The sequence below is a fragment of the Photorhabdus stackebrandtii genome (assembly GCF_011189495.1).
In the GTDB taxonomy this organism is placed as follows: Bacteria; Pseudomonadota; Gammaproteobacteria; order Enterobacterales; family Enterobacteriaceae; genus Photorhabdus; species Photorhabdus khanii.
In genome coordinates, this window is the sequence record NZ_PUJV01000012.1 from 25,986 (window position 1) to 48,433 (window position 22,448).

Annotated in this window: 22 protein-coding genes; 9 read left to right on the top strand and 13 right to left on the bottom strand. The window is 44.3% G+C overall.

All coding sequences use genetic code 11. From position 1 onward, the window contains the following. The first annotated feature begins 146 nt into the window (after positions 1–146). On the top strand, positions 147–1,337 hold the full coding sequence (locus tag C5470_RS11955; protein ID WP_166289225.1) for an MFS transporter: 1,191 nt from the start codon (positions 147–149) through the stop codon (positions 1,335–1,337). Between the two features lie 244 nt (positions 1,338–1,581). Here C5470_RS11955 and dxs read toward each other — a convergent pair whose 3' ends face one another. The 3 genes from dxs to xseB form a co-directional block, all read right to left on the bottom strand. Continuing rightward, the gene (gene dxs, locus C5470_RS11960; protein WP_166289228.1) at positions 1,582–3,447 is read right to left on the bottom strand and encodes a 1-deoxy-D-xylulose-5-phosphate synthase; all 1,866 of its coding nucleotides are present in this window, start codon (positions 3,445–3,447) and stop codon (positions 1,582–1,584) included. 122 nt (positions 3,448–3,569) lie between these two features. Then, entirely contained in the window at positions 3,570–4,487 is a 918-nt protein-coding gene (ispA, locus tag C5470_RS11965; RefSeq protein ID WP_166289231.1) for a (2E,6E)-farnesyl diphosphate synthase, read from the bottom strand. A 4-nt stretch (positions 4,488–4,491) separates the two neighbouring features. Then, on the bottom strand, positions 4,492–4,770 hold the full coding sequence (gene xseB / locus C5470_RS11970) for an exodeoxyribonuclease VII small subunit (RefSeq protein ID WP_166289234.1): 279 nt from the start codon (positions 4,768–4,770) through the stop codon (positions 4,492–4,494). Positions 4,771–4,969: 199 nt separating this feature from the next. Between xseB and thiI the strand changes: the two genes are divergently transcribed. The 4 genes from thiI to C5470_RS11985 are packed head-to-tail and all read left to right on the top strand — an operon-like array spanning position 4,970 to position 7,748. Continuing rightward, the gene (gene thiI, locus C5470_RS11975; protein WP_166289237.1) at positions 4,970–6,418 is read left to right on the top strand and encodes a tRNA uracil 4-sulfurtransferase ThiI; all 1,449 of its coding nucleotides are present in this window, start codon (positions 4,970–4,972) and stop codon (positions 6,416–6,418) included. Positions 6,419–6,455: 37 nt separating this feature from the next. Next, positions 6,456–6,650, top strand: a complete 195-nt coding sequence (locus C5470_RS11980) for a hypothetical protein (protein ID WP_166289240.1) — start codon at positions 6,456–6,458, stop codon at positions 6,648–6,650. 54 nt (positions 6,651–6,704) lie between these two features. Next, the gene (locus tag C5470_RS23255; protein WP_278249185.1) at positions 6,705–6,848 is read left to right on the top strand and encodes a hypothetical protein; all 144 of its coding nucleotides are present in this window, start codon (positions 6,705–6,707) and stop codon (positions 6,846–6,848) included. Next, entirely contained in the window at positions 6,849–7,748 is a 900-nt protein-coding gene (locus tag C5470_RS11985) for an RNA-guided endonuclease InsQ/TnpB family protein (RefSeq protein ID WP_278249186.1), read from the top strand. It begins immediately after the preceding gene. A 13-nt stretch (positions 7,749–7,761) separates the two neighbouring features. Here C5470_RS11985 and panE read toward each other — a convergent pair whose 3' ends face one another. Continuing rightward, the gene (gene panE / locus C5470_RS11990; protein WP_166289243.1) at positions 7,762–8,676 is read right to left on the bottom strand and encodes a 2-dehydropantoate 2-reductase; all 915 of its coding nucleotides are present in this window, start codon (positions 8,674–8,676) and stop codon (positions 7,762–7,764) included. A 142-nt stretch (positions 8,677–8,818) separates the two neighbouring features. Between panE and C5470_RS11995 the strand changes: the two genes are divergently transcribed. Further along, entirely contained in the window at positions 8,819–9,310 is a 492-nt protein-coding gene (locus C5470_RS11995; protein ID WP_166289246.1) for a YajQ family cyclic di-GMP-binding protein, read from the top strand. 152 nt (positions 9,311–9,462) lie between these two features. Here the strand turns inward: C5470_RS11995 and C5470_RS12000 are convergent, their stop codons facing one another. The 9 genes from C5470_RS12000 to C5470_RS12040 all read right to left on the bottom strand — a co-directional run bounded on the left by C5470_RS12000 (position 9,463) and on the right by C5470_RS12040 (position 19,197). Continuing rightward, positions 9,463–10,821, bottom strand: a complete 1,359-nt coding sequence (locus tag C5470_RS12000) for an MFS transporter (RefSeq protein WP_166289249.1) — start codon at positions 10,819–10,821, stop codon at positions 9,463–9,465. A gap of 154 nt (positions 10,822–10,975) precedes the next feature. Further along, a complete protein-coding gene (cyoE, locus tag C5470_RS12005; protein WP_166289252.1) occupies positions 10,976–11,860 on the bottom strand; it encodes a heme o synthase in 885 nt (294 codons plus the stop codon). Positions 11,861–11,872: 12 nt separating this feature from the next. Continuing rightward, entirely contained in the window at positions 11,873–12,205 is a 333-nt protein-coding gene (locus C5470_RS12010; protein WP_166289255.1) for a cytochrome o ubiquinol oxidase subunit IV, read from the bottom strand. Continuing rightward, entirely contained in the window at positions 12,205–12,819 is a 615-nt protein-coding gene (locus C5470_RS12015) for a cytochrome o ubiquinol oxidase subunit III (protein WP_166289258.1), read from the bottom strand. Before C5470_RS12015 ends, C5470_RS12010 begins: the two co-directional genes overlap by 1 nt. Beyond that, the gene (gene cyoB / locus C5470_RS12020) at positions 12,809–14,800 is read right to left on the bottom strand and encodes a cytochrome o ubiquinol oxidase subunit I (RefSeq protein ID WP_166289261.1); all 1,992 of its coding nucleotides are present in this window, start codon (positions 14,798–14,800) and stop codon (positions 12,809–12,811) included. The genes C5470_RS12015 and cyoB overlap by 11 nt, the downstream gene beginning before the upstream one ends. A gap of 4 nt (positions 14,801–14,804) precedes the next feature. Continuing rightward, positions 14,805–15,731: a cytochrome o ubiquinol oxidase subunit II gene (cyoA, locus tag C5470_RS12025; protein WP_036842426.1), complete on the bottom strand. Its 927-nt coding sequence runs from the start codon at positions 15,729–15,731 to the stop codon at positions 14,805–14,807. 364 nt (positions 15,732–16,095) lie between these two features. Then, on the bottom strand, positions 16,096–16,857 hold the full coding sequence (locus C5470_RS12030; protein WP_166289264.1) for a nucleoside-specific channel-forming Tsx family protein: 762 nt from the start codon (positions 16,855–16,857) through the stop codon (positions 16,096–16,098). A gap of 230 nt (positions 16,858–17,087) precedes the next feature. Continuing rightward, complete coding sequence (ampG, locus tag C5470_RS12035; RefSeq protein ID WP_166289267.1) at positions 17,088–18,566, bottom strand: muropeptide MFS transporter AmpG; 1,479 nt, start codon at positions 18,564–18,566, stop codon at positions 17,088–17,090. Positions 18,567–18,618: 52 nt separating this feature from the next. Next, complete coding sequence (locus C5470_RS12040) at positions 18,619–19,197, bottom strand: lipoprotein (protein WP_166289270.1); 579 nt, start codon at positions 19,195–19,197, stop codon at positions 18,619–18,621. Between the two features lie 244 nt (positions 19,198–19,441). On the opposite strand from C5470_RS12040, the gene bolA reads away from it, so the two are divergent. The 3 genes from bolA (at position 19,442) to clpP (ending at position 22,328) form a co-directional block, all read left to right on the top strand. Continuing rightward, positions 19,442–19,753, top strand: a complete 312-nt coding sequence (gene bolA / locus C5470_RS12045; protein WP_166289273.1) for a transcriptional regulator BolA — start codon at positions 19,442–19,444, stop codon at positions 19,751–19,753. Between the two features lie 374 nt (positions 19,754–20,127). Next, complete coding sequence (gene tig, locus C5470_RS12050) at positions 20,128–21,432, top strand: trigger factor (protein ID WP_166289276.1); 1,305 nt, start codon at positions 20,128–20,130, stop codon at positions 21,430–21,432. Positions 21,433–21,704: 272 nt separating this feature from the next. Continuing rightward, complete coding sequence (clpP, locus tag C5470_RS12055) at positions 21,705–22,328, top strand: ATP-dependent Clp endopeptidase proteolytic subunit ClpP (protein WP_133816026.1); 624 nt, start codon at positions 21,705–21,707, stop codon at positions 22,326–22,328. Positions 22,329–22,448 lie beyond the last annotated feature (120 nt).

Genomic DNA, 22,448 nt, shown 5'->3' on the forward strand with positions numbered 1-22,448 from the left:
AATGTGCTGATTTTATTGTTTTTTTACGAGAATAACTAATGCGGGCAGTCAAGTGCCGATTCGTCTGTAAAAAGCGGTGAATAAACTGAGATTGATGGTGCCAAAGTCATTCTGTACCCGATAATAATTAAGATGGAGTTTGACTCATGCGAACAATATCGGCGTTTTTTCTCCTGTTCGGAACTCTGTTCACTGCGGGGGGATATGGCGCCACCTTTCTTATTTCTGCGTATTTTCGGTCACAAGGAGGGAGTGACATTGACACCGGGACGACCCTCGGCGTAGCCTTGGTCGGCACTTTGATTGGTGTTCCTTTGGTCGGATGGTTTGCCGGGCAGCTGGAAGCATCGCGCCTTGCAGCCCTCGCGGCGTTGACGATGTCTTGTGGTTATCTTCTTTTAGGCGGCTTCTGCGGTGAACTGAGTTATATTCCGCGTATCGCGGCGTTCTTGATTGGACTCGGTTGGGGAATGTTCTATATCAGTGGGCCCATGGCATTGTCGGAGCGTGTTACCGATGTTGACAGGGGTCACTGGTTTACCCGCTTTAGTGCGTTTCAAATGGCTGGGATTTGCGGCGGTCCTATCCTTCTCACCGCAGCGGTTGAACAGGCAGGAGTGCCCGTCCAAACAACGTTTCTCCTTGTTGGCATCGTTGGTACCTTCGCCTCACTGCTTCTGGCGATTTTTGGGATCAGGGAGCCGCGTGGTCAACGGGAGTTATCACTGAGACCTTGGGTGAAAAAAATAACGAAGATCGCCGCAAGTAGTGCGATCCGTCCCATTGTGATGGTAGGTTTGGGAGGCTGCGTATTCTCCGGCATGATGTCGTTCCAGAGTTCACTTGTCGAAGGAACTCGTGCAAATGCAAGTACATTCTTCGCTGTACATGCAGCGACCGTGGTTGTGTCGCGGCTTTTGTTGGCCCGAGGTTTATCGACAATGCCCCGTATCCCGTTAGTCACTACGCTGATGTTATTCTTAATCATGGGCATTTTGGCTCTGCTGGGTATACCGGTTCACCCCGTGTTCCAGATTGTGGCGGCCATGTTAACGGGGATAGGGTATGGATTGGTGTATCCTGTCATTCAAACATGGGCAGTAAACGACTCTGCTATTGAGAATCGTCATGCGGCTCTCACCTGGTTCGTTGCCGCCTATTTTGTAGGTATATTTGGATTTCCGGTGATAGGTGGATGGATATTAGTTAGCGGGGGCAAGGCTTTGTTTATCCTCGTCTTGGCCGTAATAGCTTCTCTTGAACTTGTGATGGCGTTATTAGGAGGGCGATGGTTTTGCCGCATTAAGGACAAGCATGCGGCTTTATCAAAAGTATAAAGCGGCGAAACCGACTTTTTGTTTTTTGCCCCATACCGCTGAGACTTATTCACTATTAATGCGTCCGTAAAGTTGGCTTGCTTAGTCCTACCTACCGCCGCATTTAATCGGCTTTGCATTGATGTAGTCGTCCAATGCACACCAGAACGCATAGCCATCTTCGAAGACAACATTGGGTTCTTCAATATGGCTATGCAACACATCTACCAGCGGCTCTTTAGAATGTCCCATTATCCCTATATACTCAGAAAAATAGCCTTTTATTGATACTATTTTGAATGCCTGCGGCATCAAGCCCTAAATCAGCTCTGATTTCTTCCTGGCTGCCTTGTGGCACAAATTGGTCAGGCAGGCCAATGTTCAGAATTTGCACAAGACGGCCTTCTTGCATCAACAGTTCATTAACACCACTGCCGGCACCACCCATAACCGCGTTTTCTTCTAAAGTGACCAGTAAATCATGGCTACCAGCCATTTGCAGAACCAGCTCTTTATCCAGTGGCTTAACAAAACGCATATCAACGACAGTCGCGTCCAGTGATTCTGCTGCTGTTATTGCATCGGGTAACAGAGTGCCAAAGTTGAGAATTGCTACCTTCTTGCCCTGGCGGCGGATAACACCTTTACCAATAGGCAGCTGTTCAAATGGTTGACGTTCTGCGCCTGTTCCTGTTCCTCGCGGATAGCGTACTGCGACCGGGCCTTGCTGGTAATGATAGCCTGTATGCAGCATTTGGCGGCATTCGTTCTCATCACTTGGTGCCATAATCACCATGTTGGGAATGCAACGAAGGAATGAGAGATCGAAGGCTCCTTGATGTGTCTGACCATCAGCGCCAACGATACCGCCACGATCTATTGCAAACAGTACAGGCAGATTCTGGATTGCGACATCATGAATAAGCTGGTCATAAGCACGTTGCAGGAATGTTGAGTAGATAGCGACAATCGGTTTGTAACCACCAATTGCTAAACCCGCAGCAAAAGTCACGGCATGTTGCTCTGCGATAGCGACATCAAAGTATTGATCCGGATATTCGCGGGAGAATCGCACCATACCGGAGCCTTCACGCATAGCCGGAGTGATTGCCATCAGTTTTTTATCATTAGCGGCTTCTTCACATAGCCAGTCTCCAAAGATTTTGGAGAAGGTTGGGCGGTTGTCTGAGCTCTTGGGTAATGTACCGCTAGCCGGATCAAATTTAGGCACTGCATGCCAACTGATTGGATCTTTTTCGGCTGGCGCATAACCACGGCCTTTTTTGGTCATGATGTGCAGTAGTTGTGGCCCTTTCAGCTCACGCATGTTTTTCAGTGTCTGAGTTAATGTCAACACATCATGCCCGTCAATCGGCCCTATGTAGTTAAAGCCAAGTTCTTCAAACATTGTGCCGGGAATAACCATCCCTTTGATATGTTCTTCGGTTTTTTTCAGTAATTCTTTAATAGGTGGCAGGTTGGAAAAGACTTTTTTTCCACCTTCCCGTAGTGTGGTATAGAGTTTCCCGGAAAGAAGCTGAGCCAGATGGTTATTTAACGCACCGACGTTCTCTGAGATAGACATTTCGTTGTCATTAAGAATGACCAGCATATCGGGATCGATATCCCCCGCGTGGTTCATCGCTTCAAAGGCCATACCCGCCGTTATCGCGCCGTCACCAATAACACAGACTGTGCGGTGGTCTTTGCCTTCACGCTGAGCGGCAATTGCCATACCTAATCCAGCGCTGATGGAGGTAGATGAGTGCCCGACGCACAAGGTGTCGTATTCACTTTCATCCCGCCAGGGGAAAGGATGAAGTCCATTTTTCTGACGAATAGTATCAATACGATCCCGGCGCCCTGTCAGGATCTTGTGCGGATAAGCCTGATGACCAACATCCCATACTAGTTTATCGAAAGGCGTTTTATAGACATAATGCAATGCTACAGTCAGCTCAACGGTACCAAGACCGGAGGCAAAATGACCACTGGAGCGACTGACACTGTTTAGCAGGAATTGCCGAAGTTCATCACATAACTTCGGCAGGCTCTCTTTTGGCAACATACGAAGTTCTTCAGGGTTTTCCACTAATGCCAATGTTGGATATTTGGCTATATCAATGCTCATTTGATGCTCGTTAAGAAGTGTTTATTAAATAGAGCTGTTGGTGGATAAAATTTACCAACAGACCTTAGAGCCCATCCCATTAGGCTATTTTATGCCACGATAACGCCTATTAGGATAAGCAATTAGTTGTTACGTTCAATAATAAAGCTGGCAAGTGCGCGCAGCATTGTTGTGTTATAGGATTTTTCTTCCAGTTTATTCAGCGCTTCCAGCGCTTCTTGATACAGCTCGTGCGCTTTTTTCTGTGCTTGTTCTAACCCCAGTAATGCCGGGTAGGTACTTTTTCTCAATTGTTGGTCACTGCCTTGACGTTTCCCTATCATTTCGGTATCACCAATGACATCAAGAATATCGTCATGAACCTGGAAAGCGAGGCCAATGGCCTGGGCATACTGATCTAATTCAGGTAAGGCATCATGTCCACTTTGGCCTGCACCATATGCCCCTATTCTGACAGCGCAACGGATAAGGGCACCTGTTTTGTGGCGATGAATTTTTTCCAGCGTATGAAGATCAATGTGTTTGCCTTCCGCTGTCAAGTCCAAGGCCTGGCCGCCACACATACCGGCGATACCACTGGCTGTTGCCAGCTCAGAAAGCATTTCAAGGCGATCAGCCGTTGTCACATCTGGCATTTCTTTTTTAGATAAGATTTCAAATGCCAGAGACTGTAATGCATCTCCCGCTAAAATAGCGTGAGCTTCACCAAATTTGATGTGGCAAGTTGGTTGCCCACGGCGTAAATCATCGTTATCCATCGCAGGTAAGTCGTCATGAATTAATGAATAAGCATGAATACATTCAACTGCTGCGGCTGGTGCATCCAGATTATTGGCAGATAATCCAAACATTTCACCCACGGTATAAACTAAAAATGGACGCAGACGTTTGCCGCCAAGTAAAGCACCATGTTGCATTGCCTCAACTAGTGGGTTGTCTGCAAATACCAATGAAGATAATGTGCTTATTAGAACGTTATTGACGCGTTGTTGGCAGGTCTTAAGCTGTTCTTTGAATTGAATTGAGTTTTGTTCAGACATAAATTTACTCAATATCCGGGGAGAAGTTATTCAGCGGAGATTGGGCGTCATCGTTAAGAAGAATTTGTACCCGCTGTTCTGCTTGTTGCAAAGTCTGTTGCCCTTGACGGGCTAACTGAATACCACGCTCAAACTCGTTCAAGGCTTCTTCCAGTGCCAGTTCACCGGATTCCAGCTGGATGACAATCTGCTCCAATTCTTTTAATGAGCTTTCAAATGTCATTGTCGGCGCAGTTTCTGGCGTATTGCTTGGGCTTTCTGATGTTGTGTTTTTCTTTGGCATAATCTTTTTACTATTTACAGAGTTCGCCTGAGGGTTGCAGACTATCCTATTATGTTGGTGCAAACAAATCCTTAACTGGTTTTGTATTTTTTGCGCGCTATGTCGTGAGATAGTGCTATACTCCGCAGCCTGATTTGACTACCAGAACATGATTGTCAGTTTTATTTATCAAAACTCCTAACGACTACTATAACTCACTATGAAGTTTATTATTAAATTATTCCCAGAAATCACGATTAAGAGTCAAACTGTCCGTTTGCGCTTTATTAAAATTCTCGCCAGTAATATTCGCAATGTGCTCAAAGCCTTGGGAGATAATATTGCAGTAGTTCGCCATTGGGATAATATCGAAGTTCGTACTAAAGATGAAAACCTTGGCTTTCAAATTTGTGATGCGCTGACACGTATCCCCGGTATTCACCATATTCTGCAAGTAGAAGAGCGTGAATTTCGTGATATGCATCATATCTTTGAACAAGCTTATGAGGCTTATGGTAAATCGCTCCATAACAAAACATTTTGTGTACGGGTTAAACGTCGTGGTAAACATGCGTTTACTTCTAATGAAGTAGAACGCTATGTCGGTGGTGGTTTAAACCAGCACATTGAATCTGCGAAAGTAAAACTGACTCATCCTGATGTTACCGTTAATCTGGAAATTGAGCAGGATACATTGATTCTGGTGAAAGCCCGTTATGAAGGAATTGGTGGTTTTCCTATCGGGACTCAGGAGGATGTGCTGTCTCTGATTTCCGGTGGTTTTGATTCTGGTGTTTCCAGCTATATGTTGATGCGCCGTGGCTGCCGTGTTCATTATTGTTTCTTCAATCTTGGTGGTTCTGCTCATGAAATTGGTGTGAAGCAGGTCGCTCATTATCTTTGGAACCGCTTTGGTAGTTCCCATAAAGTCCGTTTTGTTGCCGTGGATTTTGAACCTGTCGTTGCTGAAATTCTGGAAAAAGTTGATGACGGGCAAATGGGTGTGGTGCTTAAACGGATGATGGTAAGAGCAGCATCTAAAGTTGCAGAACGTTATGGTGTGCAGGCTATTGTTACCGGTGAGGCGTTGGGGCAGGTTTCCAGCCAGACGCTGACCAATCTGCGTTTGATTGATAATGCATCGGATACTTTGATTCTGCGGCCGCTGATTTCTCATGATAAGGAGCACATTATCAGATTGGCACGCGAAATTGGCACGGAAGATTTTGCCCGTACCATGCCTGAGTTTTGTGGCGTTATTTCAAAAAGTCCGACTGTAAAAGCGGTTAAAGCCAAAATTGAAGCGGAAGAGGCTAATTTCGATTTTGATATTTTGGAAAAAGTTATTAGTGAAGCTCAGAATATTGATATCCGCCAGATCGCAGAACAAAGCAGTGAGCAGGTCGTCGAAGTTGAAACAGTCACTGAATTCGCGCCAACTGATGTATTACTGGATATTCGCTCACCTGATGAACAAGATGATCGGCCATTACAGATGGATGGCGTGGAGATCAAATCACTGCCGTTCTATAAATTAAGCAGTCAGTTTGGTGATTTACCCAAAGAGAAAACTTATCTGCTCTATTGTGAACGCGGAGTGATGAGCCGTTTGCAGGCACTTTATTTGTGTGAGCAGGGGTTTGATAATGTGAAAGTTTATCGGCCTTAATTACGATACTTAGAGGCCTCCCATCAGGGGAGCCTCAATGATGAATCTGAAGCAGGGCGTTTTTGTTTGCTTTTTCACCATGCTTTTTGCGGGAAGCCCCTTCCTATCAGGTAGGGGAGGCAGAGCGAAGCGCCCGCAAGGGCGCTCAATGAGGGCGGTTTTGCTGCTCAATATATTTCAAGAGGAGCACCGCCCACACCTTGATTTTATGATTAATTTCTACATACAATAACAAATTATGATAATGCAGACCAAAACACTCTCTGTCCGGGTTAAGGACAAGCATGTGAAGCTCCTCCGCCAGATGGCGTATGAGGTGAATCAGGTGTTTAGCCTTGCCAACGAGATAACCCGCAAAGCGTACAGTAATGTGGGTAATTTTGGTGCGCAAAAACCGCAATGGCTTTCTGCGTTCGATGTCCAGAAGTAGATGGCCGGTATTCAGAAAGAGAAAGGCTGGATTATCGGCAGCGCCACCGTGCAGGAGGTCATCGCAGGGCACGGAAAGGCCAGAAAACAATTTAAGCGGGCCAAACTTCGCTGGCGAGTCAGTGGAGGCGCTAAGCGCTCGTTAGGTTGGATCCCGTTTAAATCCCGTGCTGCCACCTGGCATAACGGGCAGATAAAATTTGCCGGACACGTCTTCAACGTATGGGACAGCTACGGACTGTCCGGTTACAAATTCCGGGCGGGCAGTTTCGCCGAAGATGCCCGGGGTCGCTGGTATTTCAATATCTGCGTTCAGGTTGAATGTGAAGCCACAAAAGGAACAGGTGCGGTTGGTATCGATTTAGGCCTGAAAGAAACCGCCATGCCAACAGAAGGCGCCCCACTGACAGCAGGCCGGTTCTACCGCGAGCTGGGCCCCTCATTAGGCAAAGCGCAACGGGCAAACAAAAAATCCCGGGTGAAAGCCCTTCATGCCAAAATAAAAAACCGCCGCAAAGATGCAATCCATAAATACACAACCGCACTGGTGAACACTCATGCGGCGATATTCGTAGGCAACGTGAGCAGCAGCCGGTTAGCCAAAACCCGAATGGCAAAGAGCGTGTTAGACGCGGGCTGGGCGATGCTCAAAACCCAACTGAAATATAAAGCGATTGCGCGGTCAGTGGTGTTTGAAGTTGTAGACGAAAGCGACTCCACCCAGACTTGCTCGTGCTGCGGAGCTATCTCCGACAGCAGTCCGAAAGGTAGAGCGGGTTTGCGAATAAGAGAATGGACATGTGTTGAGTGCGGAGCAACACACAACCGCGACAGAAATGCGGCCATGAACATTCTTGCGGCGGGGCATCGCCGTCTGGCAGCAGGGATCCCCTTCCTTTAGGAAGGGGAGGATGTCAATACCATGAACCAGGCAGATGCGGGCTGAATGGTTCATAATCACCTTCCTTACATTTTATCAGGTTATATATACGGGTATTCTCAGGAGCAGACAGGCCATAAGCACGAGCCCGGCATAATAAATATCCAGTGATATAGTCAATTTCAGTGTGACGTTTTGCACGGATATCCTGCAACATCGAAGAGTAGTTTTTTGCTGTGCGCTCAATAACATCGTAGATATAAGCAGTTAGGTTACCGATGGAAGTATGTATGTTTTCTCGTTCCATAACCTGAATGATTTCTTCACACAAAACATTTAATTGTTCTGGGTAGCGAAGTAAATCTCCATTCCGGCATTCATAAATCGCAGTAAGTGGATTTATGACACAATTAGCCGCCAGTTTCAGCCAACTAATAGAAAGAATTTCATTATGCCATGCAACTTGCGGTAAAGCCTGATGCAGAATATCCGCCAGAGAGCTGAGCTCAGTGGCATTTGATGTTGCTGAGCCAATGTGTGTTAGCCCTGAAGCAGTATGATAAACCTGTTGGTCATTCTGATATGCGCCGTGAGTCGTAACGCCAAGGAGTATTTGATTAGGTGTGGATAACAATTCTTCCTGGGAACCCATACCATTGTGTAGTAATAAGATTGGGCAATCAGATGAAAGTTTGGGGAGTAGATTATTAACTGCATCAGATACCTGCCAGGCTTTCAGGCAAACAATCAGTAATTCGCTGTTGACAAGATGGTCATTGTCATTAGTTGGGATCCGCTGGTTAAATACTTCTCCATTAATTTCGTCAATATGAACAGGTAGATCTGGTTGGGGGATCCTTAGCCAACCCTGAACCTGGTGTTTTTGTTGTGATAATGCTGCCAGCCACAGTTTTCCTATAGCGCCACAGCCAAGAACGGTTATTTTCATAATATACCTTTATACCCTCGTTGCAAGACGCTGTAATATTGAATGGAAATAGCAAGATCCCACTAATCTGAGTATAGAGCTTTTGCTGATAATGGAAAGCGGTTATCATGCCAACTTATTGATTATCAGGAGGTCACGGATAATGCCATCTTTCGATATTGTCTCAGAAATTGATATACATGAAGTTCGCAATGCGGTGGAAAACGCGCAGCGTGAGCTTGCTACACGCTGGGATTTCCGTAATGTCAGCGCCAGTTTTGAATTAAATGAAAAAAGTGAATCTATCAAGATTGCCAGTGAGTCAGATTTTCAGGTAAATCAGTTGGTTGATATTATACGTGAAAAACTGGCTAAACGTGGTATTGATGGAGCTACACTAAATATCCCTGATGATATGCAGCATAGTGGTAAAACTTATAGCGTTGAAGCGACTCTAAAGCAGGGGATTGATACCCCTACAGCGAAAAAGATCGTGAAGCTGATTAAGGATAGTAAATTGAAAGTGCAGGCTCAGATTCAGGGTGAGCAGGTGCGGGTAACCGGTAAGGCTCGTGATGATTTGCAGAGTGTTATGGCATTGGTCCGTGGAGCAGAATTAGGGCAGCCATTTCAGTTTACTAATTTCCGGGATTGATTTTTTCCGTATTGGCTAACCAGCTCCGATTAATGGATTAACATATTTGGCCTAATGTGGGATGGGATATTCTTGAGCGGGAATCCCATCCCCAATTTCCTTTCAATATTGAACCGGAATGAGAGGGTTTTGTTAGCGCAAGCCGCTGTAAATTATGCTATCAATTGCTCAAGTTGTGCTCTGCTCGTTTGCTTAGTGTCTACTTTTATGTAAGCGCTATACTCTTCCGGCACAATAACAACTTCGTGAACACCTGGTTGAACAAGAATTTTTTGTTCCAGCAATCTCTTATTTACTATATTTTCTGGTAGCGAAATTCTGATACTGCTGACATAAGGGGGCTGTTTCATTGTCGTGCTGATAATAAACCAAATAATTGTTAGAGCGATACCTGCCATAAATACCAGCGATGCTCCCTTTAATTCATATAACCAACCACCAAGGCTACCACCCAAAGCTACGCCTAAAAATTGGCTGGTGGAGTAAATCCCCATTGCTGTACCTTTATAACCCGCAGGTGCTTCTTTGCTGATAAGTGATGGCAGGATAGCTTCCATTATATTGAAGGCAATAAAGAAAATTTGTATGCCAACAAAGATTGTCCACAAATGATGCCCCGCTGACCACAATATAGTTTCAGCGATAAATAGCAGAGTGATGCACAACAGAAGTACTTGTTTCATACGGCGCTTTTTTTCTGCGTAGATAATAAAAGGTAAAACAGAGAAGAATGAAATCAGCATGGTGATTAGATAAACCTTCCAATGCTGTTGGGTTGGGAACCCAGCTTGTTGCATCACCAGAGGCAGGGCAACAAAGCTTGCCATTAGCAAAGTGTGCAAACTGAGAATGCCAAAGTTAAGTTTTAGCAGTTGGCTATCAGCTAAAACTTTACGGAAACTGTGGCGAACAATGCCTGATTCACGGTTAAGAATATGTTTATCTGTGGAAGGAACAGCAAGTAATGTTATCAGAATGCCACAACTGGCTAGAACGGCAATGCCCCAAAACAGGCCATTTAAGCCAATGGTATGAGTAAGAATTGGGCCAAGTACAATTGCTATGGCGAAAGTGATTCCAAAGCTAATGCCAATAAATGCCATCGCTTTAGTCCGGTTTTGTTCGCGGGTCAAATCAGAAAGCAGAGCCATAATTGCAGCAGATATAGCCCCGGCGCCCTGGAGTGCCCGCCCAACGATTATGCCCCAGATAGAATCGCTGAGAGCAGCCGTAATACTGCCAAGAACGAAGAGTAGTAGTCCTCCAACAATTAAGGGCTTACGGCCAATTTTGTCAGAAAGCAGGCCAAAGGGGATCTGGAAAATTGCCTGAGTTAAACCATAAATACCAATAGCGATGCCAATAAGTGCTTCGGTAGAACCTTTTAGATCAAGGCCGTAGGTTGTTAAAACAGGAAGAACCATGAACATGCCCAGCATACGCAAAGAAAAAACTGAGCCTAAGCCCCATGTCGCCCGAAGCTCAAGTGGCGTCATTTTATTATCGTTCATGGTTACCTCGAAATATTTAGATGTGCCATTGTAGATAGGTTTCTGATAAGTGGTAAATAGTTAATTGAATTAATAATATTGAAGTGTAAGGGGAGAGTGAAGGATATGAAAAGTAAACTGATGGCAGGGCGCATGCCGCTGCCATCAGGGAGAATTACCGGACGTAAGTTAGAAAGGTTTCTGAGGACACATTTGGGTCAACAGACATCATGACACTCAGGGAAGTGATTGCCACAATGGAAAAGACAAATAACTTACGGGCCCAAACGCGGTCATTAGCCGTTTTATAACCGGATAATGCCATTCCCAGCCACCAGATGCTGACTGCTGCTGCAACAACCAGATATTTGTAACCAGCGTAACCGCTGATTGCTAACATGAGAGTTGCAATCATAAATGCCAGGATATAAAGGATAATATGGTTTTTCGCCACAGATATGCCTTTAATCACAGGTAATACAGGGATATTTGCTGCTTGGTAATCTTTGAAACGGAAAATAGCAATGGCATAGGAGTGCGGCATTTGCCACAAACTGAAAATCAGTAACAGGATCAATGCGCCCGTGTCAAACTGACCAGTCACTGCACAATAACCGATAACCGGTGGTGCAGCGCCGGACAAACTGCCGATCAACGTACCATAGACAGATTTCCTTTTCATGTAAAGGCTGTAAACCCCTACATATACGACAAAACCGATAATCGCTAATTGCATTGCTAAGGCATTGGCTGCTACATAGAGCAGCACCATGCCAGCAATACCCAGTATTGATGCATAAATCAGGCTGATTTTCGGATCAATAAGCCCTTTTACAAGGACACGGTTTTTTGTTCTTTCCATGATCCGATCGATGTCACGGTCAATGTAGTTGTTAAATACACAACCAGAAGCCACGACTAATGAGACGCCGAGCAGAGTCGATATGAACAAAGGGTAATCAATCACCCCTTTCGAGGCGAGTAGAAAACCACCGATCACAGAAATTAAATTGCCGAAAATAATTCCTGGTTTAGTTACTTGCAGGTATTGCTTAATCATATATGCAGCTCTTTAATCAACCATCATATTAATGTTGAGGTTGTACATGATCCACAGTGAGCCAACAACAACAATACCGATAATCAAAATAGTGAACAGCAATGCTACTAAGTTCCAGCGCTCTTCTGATGAAGTGTTCATGTGCAGGAAGTAGATGAAATGAACAAGAATCTGCACAACAGCCAGAGTGACCACCGTTGTCAGGATAGTGGCATGGGAGGCGGAACCATCCATTACCATCCAGAACGGAATCACTGTCAGGATGACGGAAAGAATAAAGCCGATAAGATAAGACTTTAAGCTACCGTGGCTAGCTCCAGTATGAGCTGTATTTGAATGACTCATTACATAGCTCCTAACAGATAAACAACGGTGAACACACAGATCCACACCACATCAAGGAAGTGCCAGAACAAGCTCAGGCAGTTTAGACGGGTTTTATTAACATCAGTTAAGCCGCGGCGTGTTACCTGAATCATCATGATGATAATCCAGACCAGACCACAGGTAACGTGGATACCGTGAGTGGCGACCAGTGCGAAGAATCCGGACAGGAACGCACTGCGGTCAGGGCCGTAGCCTTCTGCAATCAGATGATGGAATTCATACAGTTCCATTGCCACGAAGCCAAGGCCGAACAGGAAAGTCATACCGAGCCAGGTGTTAACCTGGCCGATTTTGCCTTTGTTCATGCCCAGCATAGCAAAGCCATAAGTGATACTACTGAATAGCAGCAGGAAAGTTTCAACCAGTACAAAAGAGAGGCCGAAAATTTCTTTACCAGATGGGCCGCCTGCGGTTCCGTTAACCAGCACTGCATAAGTCGCAAACAGGCATGCGAACAAAATACAGTCACTCATCAAGTAGATCCAGAAACCGAATACCTTAGTGGCTCCCGCATCGTGGTGCCCATGATCCTCATGGGCATGATTATGGTTAGTCATAGTTTCAGTTGACATGATTCAGACCTGCCTTGCTAATTTGTTCATGGTGTTGATTCTCAATTTGCTCAACTTCAGCAACGGGTACGTAGTAATCAACATCGTTATCAAAGCTTTTCGCGATCCAAGTGATAATCATGCCAGCGAAGCCTGCGATAGCCAGCCACCAGATATGCCAAATCATAGCGAAACCAAAAAGCAAGCTGAAGCCAGCAATAACCACACCTGCACCGGCATTTTTAGGCATATGAATTTCTTCATATTTAGCAGGACGTTTATGAGCTGTGCCTTTTTCTTTCATATCCCACCATGCATCACGGGTTTGAACATGTGGAACTTCAGCAAAGTTATAAAATGGTGGTGGAGAAGATGTTGCCCACTCCAGAGTACGTCCGCCCCAAGGATCGCCGGTCAGGTCACGGTTTTGGTCACGGTCACGGATACTGACGTAGAATTGAATGACCTGGCACAGGATACCAACGGCAATCAGTGCAACACCGATTGCGGAGACAACCAGCAGAGTATGGAATTCAGGGTTGATATCTTGGCTGATACGACGGGTCATTCCCATAAAGCCGAGTGCATAAACTGGCATAAAGGCGATAAAGAAGCCAATGAGCCAAAACCAGAATGCGCGGACACCCCATTTTTCATTTAGTGTGAAACCAAATGCTTTCGGGAACCAGTAAGCAGTACCAGCGAAACAACCGAAGACAACACCACCGATGATAACGTTATGGAAGTGTGCGATCAGGAACAGACTGTTATGTAGAACGAAGTTTGCACCCGGAACCGCCAGCAGAACCCCAGTCATACCACCGATCGAGAAGGTGACGATAAAGCCAACAGTCCACAACATCGGTGTTTTATACTCAATACGGCCCTGATACATTGTGAACAGCCAGTTGAAGATCTTAACCCCCGTCGGAATCGAGATAATCATGGTGGCTATACCGAAAAAGGCGTTAACGTTCGCGCCGGAGCCCATTGTAAAGAAGTGGTGCAGCCATACGATGAACGACAACACGGTGATGGCAATGGTTGCCCATACCAGAGAGGTATAGCCGAACAGTCGTTTTTTCGAGAACGTCGCAGTAACTTCCGAGAAGACACCAAAGACCGGCAGTACCAGAATATAAACCTCAGGGTGACCCCAGGCCCATATCAGGTTGATGTACATCATCATGTTGCCACCCATATCATTGGTAAAGAAATGGGTGCCCATATAGCGGTCGAAAGTCAGCAGGGCAATGGTCACAGTCAGAATTGGGAATGCTGCGATGATCAGTACGTTAGTACACAGTGCTGCCCAAGAGAATACAGGCATTTTCATCATAGACATGCCAGGGGCACGCATACGCAGGATCGTGGCAAAGAAGTTAACGCCTGTCAGTAACGTACCGATACCGGATATCTGGAGACTCCATATCCAGTAATCGACCCCAACGCCAGGGTTATACTCTATACCTGACAGTGGAGGGTAGGCTAACCAGCCAGTCTGAGCGAACTCACCCACACCCAGTGAGATGTTAATCAGAGCGACACCAACGACGAAGAACCAGAAACTCAGTGAGTTCAGGAATGGAAACGCAACGTCACGGGCACCGATCTGGAGTGGAACCACTATGTTCATCAAGCCGACAACGAAAGGTGTTGCCATGAAGAAAATCATGATGACGCCGTGAGCGGTAAAGATCTGGTCATAGTGATGCGGCGGCAGGAATCCTGCTTCGCCAGCAGAGGCGACAGCCTGCTGACCACGCATCATAATGGCATCGGCAAAGCCACGAAGCATCATGACCAGTGCCACGACGATATACATAATACCGATTTTTTTGTGGTCAACGCTGGTTAACCACTCGCTCCACAGCCATTTCCATTTACGGAAATAGGTCAGGGCTCCGACAACTGCGAGCCCTCCGAAGAGAATCCCGGCAAGAGTGACCATGATAATGGGCTCATGTAATGGGATTGCATCAAGTGTTAATTTTCCCAACATTACTTTATTCCTCAACTCCGGCATGAGCAATTTCGCTCATATTCATGTTATGACCTGTCGTTGCACTGTGGCCGCCATGCATATTCATGTCGCCCATAAATTTGGCAATAATGTCTTGATACAGGTTAGGCTTAACGCTTGAGAAGTATTCAACCGGATGGTTCTGGCTTTGTTTGGCTAACTCATCAAATGCTTGCATGGTATCCAGGGTTTTGGGAGAGGCTTTCACTTTTTGAACCCATTGTTCAAAACCTTCACGATCTGCGGTAGCTGTGGCAGTAAATTTCATGCCAGAGAAGCCATGCCCACTGTAACTGCTGGACAAACCTTTATAAGTGCCAGGTTCATTGGCAATTAAGTGAAGTTTAGTCTGCATACCCGCCATTGCGTATATTTGACCACCTAACTGTGGAATGAAGAATGAGTTCATCACAGAATCAGAGGTGATTTTGAAGTTAACAGGAACACCAGTAGGGAAAGCAATTTCGTTAACTGTAGCGATACCTTGCTCAGGATAGACGAACAGCCATTTCCAATCGAGAGAGATTACTTCAATAGTCACTGGTTTTTCGTCGCTGACCAGTGGCTTATATGGATCAAGCTCGTGGGTTGTTTTCCAAGTAATAGTTGCCAAAATGATAATGATAATGATAGGAACAGTCCACACTACCAGCTCAATTTTGTTTGAGTGTGCCCAGTTAGGGCGATAGGTAGCGTTTTTGTTGGCTTCGCGGTAACGCACGGCAAAGGTAAATGCCATGATGATTACCGGAATAACAATGATAAGCATCAGGCCAATAGCCGTGAGTATTAGCGTTTTTTGTTCAGCGCCGATAGCGCCTTTAGGATTCATCAATACCATATCACAACCATTCAACATAAGAGTGGCTGCCAGTAATGACAATATCCCAATACTTTTATTGTATTTCATAAGTCTAACGACTCCAAATAACAAAAGCTCTATTGTCGTTTCATCAGTGTGGGCATTCTACGGTAAGGCTACAGGAGTGTAAACATTTGTAATAGTTAGTTGATAGGTTGTTGACCCTTTATGTTAGTGGGATCACATGTAAATGGAAAATGTGGCAAGAGCTAGCTTGAAAAGGTTATTTAAGCTTAACGAGGTGTGATTGAAATGTGATGGAAATATTAATTTATATTAAAATATCCTTATATTTTTCAGCGGAAGGAAAAATATAAAAATTTACTTTAAAGATTTCTATGACGGTAATTTTATTTAAGAATTAAATTAACTGTGAGTTACTCCAGAAGTAGCTCACAGTTAACATCAATAATTAGAAATTATATTTGATGGTGTAGACAATCCCATCCTGCCAGAACCCTTCACCTAATTTATGATCGGCATATCGATATTGAACGCCGGTTGTGAAAGATGGGTGAGGTGTCCACCACAGTGCTACTGCGCCGTTAACACCGTCCCGCCCGCCATTGCCATAGCGTTCATTCCGGTTAAATTCTATTTCATTCCAGTTAGTTATACTGAATTTTTCCTGCCAGAGCTGAAAATCATAACCAGCCACCCAGCCGACAACATAGCCGTTATTACCCGAATAGAAAGTTTGATCAACATAATGTAATGCAACGAATGGCTTGAGCCAGACACCGGCAATGTCAGTGTTGTAGCCAATGCCATACAGAGTATTTACCTCATGGAAATTTCCACCATGTGCTTTACCTGGGAGGGAATAGGTACCGTAAACATGGCCGTAGAGATTGAAACCAGTATCAGCCAGATAGAAGCGCCCGGTTGTTTTGAAGGTGTATCTTTGGTTATCCCCTGGTTGAGCATGCTTACTGTTGAAAGCATTTTCCAGATCAAAGAACCCGTATAATTCACCCCAGTCAAACCCGGTTCCGCCTTCCAGTTCCACATAGGCAAAGTCGTCTTTATGAGAGGTTTGCCCTGATTTATGTGTGGTGTGGCTGGTCCAGTCAAGATAGTTCATGCTGATATTAGCAAAGCCCCATTGATATTCAGCATAAGCTGGAACTGAGACAGTAGTAAATAAGGCAGTAGCCAGAATGGTTTTTCTCATAAATTTCTCTAACGCATCCATGAAAAGAGGTTTTTAGTTTTAAAGCTATATGGTAAGCCTTAAAAATGGTAGCCTGATTTTACGCGGATATGAATATTGAACAATCCAATAATTACGCAAAAATAGCACTTTTAGATAAATGACTATCTGAAATGTGATCGTTATCACTTAGTTTTTAGCCGAATATAAAAAGGCTGGCAGTAGTCAACCTTTAATAAATTAATTTAATATTAAGCTAATTTGTTCCTTCTTAATGCAAGATAATCCAGAACGCTGCCCAAAATGATACCAGCGATACCGATCTGCGTCCCCAACAAGAGTAATTGTTCGGCCAGAGCAGGTGCATTAGTCCAGTTGAGAGCATTGGTGATTATGGTAAATAACCAAAGTGTGAGGAGGATACTTGCTAATGATAGTAAGCCAAGTGCTAGGCGATATAAATTTCCGAACTCAGTACGTGGCATAAAATCATTGGTTCGTTGGGTGTAAGCCAGAGTCTGGCGGCAGATAAATAGCAGTAATAAACCTGGAAAAGAGGCTGCTATAGAAAAAAGGTAGAAGTTTGGCCAGCCGTGTAATTCCACGAACCAACCAGCAATCGGGCCGACGTATACTCGTCCAACAGCCGATAAGGCAGATAATAAAGCAAACTGTGTTGCGGAGAATGATTTGTGACATAAAGCCATAAGCAAGGCAACAAATGCAGCGGTTCCCATTCCACCACAGATATTTTCTAGGAAAATGGCACTGCCCATAGTGTAAATATTTTTGTCAGTGATGGATAACAGCCAGTATCCAGTATTAGAGATGGCTTGAAGAATGCCAAATATCATGAGTGAGCGAAATAAACTCCATCGTTGCATCAAATAACCACCATATAATGCACCGACGATAGTTGCAGCTAATCCTAGTGTTTTGTTGATCATACCGACTTCACCAGCATCAAAGCCAATACCACGGATAAGAAATGGGATGCTGAGACTGGCAGCAAAGGCATCGCCTATTTTATACATGACAATTAATAGCAGTATCAGCCACGCATTATTACGACTGAAAAAATCAGCCAATGGTTCTATTGCGGCCTGATGAAGTGTTTTGGGTGGGGGGACCTCAACTTTAGGTTCTTTGGCTCTTAACGTTGCATAGACGCCGATCAGCATCAATCCAGCCATCAACCAGTATGTGTGTTGCCAGCCTATATAGCGATCTGCAATCCATAATGCTAACCCGCCTGAAACTAACATTGCTAATCGATAACCAAGTACCGAAACAGCAGCACCTGCACCCCGTTCTTCGCTACTGAGTAAATCTGTTTTATAAGCATCAAAGACGATATCCTGTGACGCAGAACAGAAAGCGACGGCGACGGCCAGTGCGGCCAGCCACCATAAATGTTGAGATGGTTGGAGAAAACCCATTGCAGCAATACTGGCTATCAGTAATAACTGTGTAATAAGTAGCCATCCACGGCGGCGTCCAAGGAAAGAGGGGGCAAAACGGTCCATAAAAGGGGACCAAAGAAATTTGAAAACATATGCCTGGCCAGCAAGGGAAAAGAAGCCAATGGTTTTAAGATCGACATCTTCAACGGTCATCCACGCTTGCAGGGTGCCGGCGGTCAGTGCAAGAGGTAAACCAGAAACAAAGCCAAGTAAAAGCAGGATACGTGAGTTATGTTGCGTAAAAACAGTGAGATAACGATAATACATGAGCCTCCCAAAACTCTGTCCTCCGCGGACAGAGTAAGTAATTAATCCTTAATTAGCGGGCATTTTGTTTGATGAAATTACTGACGGAAGGATCCTGAGCCATATCTGCGATGACTTCAGATAGTACAGTATTTACCGCATCAGCAATTTTCTCATTGGTTGCTCCGAGAGGACCTTGGACATTGTAGCTGGTGCGATAGTTTTTAACTTGTTTACTTCCGTTTTGCGCTGCACTGATGATGGAAATATCAGTTTTTGTTGAAATATTATGGCGTAAGCTGCCTTCTTTAACATCTGCATACAGGTTGTTCACAATAATTTGCAGATTAGCATTAGCTGGAGAGCCAATCATATAGCCACGGGCAGCCATCTGTTTTTCCAGGATTTCCTGGAGTAGAAAACGCAGATCACGGGACGGCTTCAGTATTTCCAGTTTTGCATTGCGGTTAACTTGAGCGAGTATCTGAGATTGGCGATTATCGGCACCACTGATGCTGATGGTAATAGCACCCATAGTTGGATCTGCTGTTGGCAGCGTAATTTTAGGTTCGATGGTCAGGGTATTGCTGGGAGCTGCACAACCAGCAAGAAGAAAAAGGGCAATAAGTGGGAATAATATTCTTTTCAACATGTTGATTTTCTCATCAGTGATAAGGATGTCCAGTAATACTTATCAATAGGCATAAACTATGCCAATAATAGCACTGCCTTCGATCATGGCATATCCCTGATGAGGTAAACGTGTATAAAAACCTTTTGATGTGGGGTTTGATTAAAAGATATTTTAATACGCTGGTGCTATAACTCATGAAGAATAGACTAAAATCATTAATATGGTTGGCAGTACGATTCCTGTGTAGTTAAGGAGAATGATTATGGTGTACCAGGATATAGAAGAGAAATTACAGGCTGCATTTAACCCATCATATCTTGAGGTTATTGATGAAAGTTATCGTCACAATGTACCCGTAGGTTCTGAAAGCCATTTTAAGGTTGTAATCATCAGTAATAAATTTGTTGGTGAACGTATGCTGAATCGTCATCGTTCTGTTTACGGCACATTATCGGCAGAATTAGCCGCAGGTGTTCATGCTTTGGCGTTGCATACCTATACCGAAAAAGAGTGGAATGAATTGCAGGATACTGTTTTAGCTTCACCGATTTGTCGGGGTGGTAATGTGGCCTGAGTGCTGAATTGGGACATTCTTCTAAATTGCGATATTAAAATAGAATGAACCCGATTAACGGCCTTTGGCCGTTTTTGCGTTTTATATGTGACATATTTTGAACTCAATTCTGATAGCTAAGTAATCGTTGTTGCATGAAATTGATGAATACCTCGGGCTTTTGTTAGCAATTCTCGACTCACACCGTCTGCATCGCTATAATGTCGCGTCTAATTTTTAGAATGGTTTCGGGATGCTTCTGACATCAGGGATTCTCGGTTTTTAAATGCGACCGCCCCGGTTCTTAGAGAGTGTTGCGATTGGCACATAGAACATCTGCCGGTTGTACGGTCTCTGGAGTTGACCGAGCACTATGATTTTTTTGAGGTAAAAAGATGCAAGTTTCTGTTGAAACCACTCAAGGCCTTGGGCGTCGTGTGACAATCACCGTTCCTGCTGCCGATGTTGAAAAGGCAGTTAGTAGTGAGTTGGTCAATGTAGCAAAAAAAGTTCGTGTCGATGGTTTCCGTAAAGGCAAAGTGCCTATGAACATCATTAAACAACGTTATGGTGCTTCTGTTATTCAGGATGTTCTGGGTGATCTGATGCAACGTAACTTTATTAATGCAATCATCGAACAAAAAATCAATCCTGCGGGTGCGCCAAGCTATGCGCCAGAGCAGTTCAAAGACGGCGAAGATTTCACTTATTCTGTAGAGTTTGAAGTTTATCCAGAAGTTGAGTTGAAAGATCTGGAAGCTATTGAAGTTGAAAAACCCGTTGTTGAAGTAAAAGACGAAGATGTTGATGCAATGCTGGAAACATTGCGTAAGCAGCAGGCTGACTGGAAAGAAACCGAAGAAGCTGTAAGCGCAGAAGATCGTGTTACTGTTGACTTCAACGGTTTTATTGATGGTGAAGAGTTTGAAGGCGGTAAAGCTTCTGACTTTGTTCTGGCTATGGGCCAAGGTCGTATGATCCCAGGCTTCGAAGAGGGCATTGTTGGCCATAAGGCTGGCGAAGCATTCACTATTGATGTGAACTTCCCAGAAGATTATCATGCTGAAAATCTGAAAGGTAAAGCTGCTAAGTTTGAAATCACTTTGAAAAAAGTGGAACAGCGTGAATTGCCGGAGTTGACTGAAGAATTCATCAAACGTTTCGGTATTGCTGATGGCACAGTTGATGGCCTGCGTGCAGAAGTACGTAAAAATATGGAACGTGAACTGAAAAATGCAGTTCGTAACCGTATTAAATCTCAGGTTATTGATGGTTTAATTAAAGCCAACGAAATTGAAGTTCCGGCCGCTGTTGTTGATGGCGAAATTGATGTTCTGCGCCGTCAATCTGCCCAGCGTTTTGGTGGCAATGAAAAGCAAGCGTTGGAATTGCCTCGTGAACTGTTTGAAGAACAAGCTAAACGTCGTGTTATTGTTGGCCTGTTATTAGGCGAAGTTATCAGTAGCAATGAACTGAAAGCTGATGAAGAGCGTGTTAAAGGACTGATTGAGGAGATGGCTTCAGCTTATGAAGATCCTCAGGAAGTGATCGAATTCTATGGTAAGAACCAGGAATTGATGAGTAATGTTCGTAATATTGCTCTGGAAGAACAAGCTGTTGAGGTTCTTCTGGGTAAAGCAAAAGTTTCTGAAAAAGAAACCACTTTCAATGAATTAATGAATCAGAATCAAATGGCATAAGCGTTGGCTTTGCTTGAGATAACGAATTTATCATCTCTGTGAAATTGAACCCGCAGATTTATCTGCGGGTTTTTTTATGAATAAAAGGCAAAATTTTCTTGAAAAAAGTGGGTTTAACCCCAGATCCTTTTTTACATTATGTATATGATTGCAAAATTTTTCAGGGGTAATCCTCCTTTGATTGATTAACTTTTGAATCATGGTCATCATCGCTTATCTCAAGTAGAATCGGTTATGAATGGCACCAACATGAATTCTATTAGGAGACGGAAATGTCATATAGCGACAAGCGGGATCAATATGTGCCTCATATGGCTTTGGTGCCGATGGTAATTGAACAGACTGCACGTGGAGAACGTTCGTTCGATATCTATTCACGCCTGTTAAAAGAACGTATTATTTTTCTGACCGGCCAGGTTGAAGATCATATGGCAAATCTGATTGTGGCCCAAATGTTATTCCTTGAGGCAGAGAATCCGGAAAAAGATATTTTTTTATATATTAATTCACCAGGTGGTGTGATTACTGCTGGCATGTCCATTTATGACACGATGCAGTTTATTAAACCGGATGTTAGCACCATTTGTATGGGACAAGCATGTTCAATGGGGGCATTCTTGCTGACTGCCGGCGCTGAAGGAAAACGTATCTGTCTGCCAAATTCTCGGGTCATGATCCATCAACCATTGGGTGGTTTCCAAGGGCAGGCTACAGATATTGAGATTCATGCCCAGGAAATACTTAAAGTTAAAGCGCGCATGAATGATTTGATGGCAAAACATACAGGAAAAACCCTTGAAGAAATCAAGAAAGATACAGAACGTGATCGTTTCTTGTCAGCAAGTGAAGCCGTTGAGTATGGGTTGGTTGATAAGATTTTCACCCATCGCGATTAATTTATTATTCCCGGAAGCTATAATATAAATATTCGTCTTACTATTTGGTAAGGCTATGTCGTTCGGGGTAATAGCAGAGTTTCCTGCTTTGCCAGATGAATCTGGGGTGGCAGTTGATTA

Excerpts from the sequence above, each read along its gene's own strand:
- xseB (WP_166289234.1), bottom strand. The coding sequence starts at position 4,770 with ATGCCAAAGAAAAACACAACATCAGAAAGCCCAAGCAATACGCCAGAA.
- dxs (WP_166289228.1), bottom strand. The coding sequence starts at position 3,447 with ATGAGCATTGATATAGCCAAATATCCAACATTGGCATTAGTGGAAAAC.
- panE (WP_166289243.1), bottom strand. The coding sequence starts at position 8,676 with ATGAAAATAACCGTTCTTGGCTGTGGCGCTATAGGAAAACTGTGGCTG.
- C5470_RS12030 (WP_166289264.1), bottom strand. The coding sequence starts at position 16,857 with ATGAGAAAAACCATTCTGGCTACTGCCTTATTTACTACTGTCTCAGTT.
- C5470_RS11995 (WP_166289246.1), top strand. The coding sequence starts at position 8,819 with ATGCCATCTTTCGATATTGTCTCAGAAATTGATATACATGAAGTTCGC.
- cyoA (WP_036842426.1), bottom strand. The coding sequence starts at position 15,731 with ATGAAATACAATAAAAGTATTGGGATATTGTCATTACTGGCAGCCACT.
- ampG (WP_166289267.1), bottom strand. The coding sequence starts at position 18,566 with ATGTATTATCGTTATCTCACTGTTTTTACGCAACATAACTCACGTATC.
- cyoE (WP_166289252.1), bottom strand. The coding sequence starts at position 11,860 with ATGATTAAGCAATACCTGCAAGTAACTAAACCAGGAATTATTTTCGGC.
- C5470_RS11985 (WP_278249186.1), top strand. The coding sequence starts at position 6,849 with ATGGCCGGTATTCAGAAAGAGAAAGGCTGGATTATCGGCAGCGCCACC.
- clpP (WP_133816026.1), top strand. The coding sequence starts at position 21,705 with ATGTCATATAGCGACAAGCGGGATCAATATGTGCCTCATATGGCTTTG.
- C5470_RS12000 (WP_166289249.1), bottom strand. The coding sequence starts at position 10,821 with ATGAACGATAATAAAATGACGCCACTTGAGCTTCGGGCGACATGGGGC.
- C5470_RS11980 (WP_166289240.1), top strand. The coding sequence starts at position 6,456 with ATGATGAATCTGAAGCAGGGCGTTTTTGTTTGCTTTTTCACCATGCTT.
- ispA (WP_166289231.1), bottom strand. The coding sequence starts at position 4,487 with ATGTCTGAACAAAACTCAATTCAATTCAAAGAACAGCTTAAGACCTGC.
- C5470_RS11955 (WP_166289225.1), top strand. The coding sequence starts at position 147 with ATGCGAACAATATCGGCGTTTTTTCTCCTGTTCGGAACTCTGTTCACT.
- bolA (WP_166289273.1), top strand. The coding sequence starts at position 19,442 with ATGGTGTACCAGGATATAGAAGAGAAATTACAGGCTGCATTTAACCCA.
- C5470_RS12010 (WP_166289255.1), bottom strand. The coding sequence starts at position 12,205 with ATGAGTCATTCAAATACAGCTCATACTGGAGCTAGCCACGGTAGCTTA.
- C5470_RS12015 (WP_166289258.1), bottom strand. The coding sequence starts at position 12,819 with ATGTCAACTGAAACTATGACTAACCATAATCATGCCCATGAGGATCAT.
- thiI (WP_166289237.1), top strand. The coding sequence starts at position 4,970 with ATGAAGTTTATTATTAAATTATTCCCAGAAATCACGATTAAGAGTCAA.
- C5470_RS12040 (WP_166289270.1), bottom strand. The coding sequence starts at position 19,197 with ATGTTGAAAAGAATATTATTCCCACTTATTGCCCTTTTTCTTCTTGCT.
- cyoB (WP_166289261.1), bottom strand. The coding sequence starts at position 14,800 with ATGTTGGGAAAATTAACACTTGATGCAATCCCATTACATGAGCCCATT.
- tig (WP_166289276.1), top strand. The coding sequence starts at position 20,128 with ATGCAAGTTTCTGTTGAAACCACTCAAGGCCTTGGGCGTCGTGTGACA.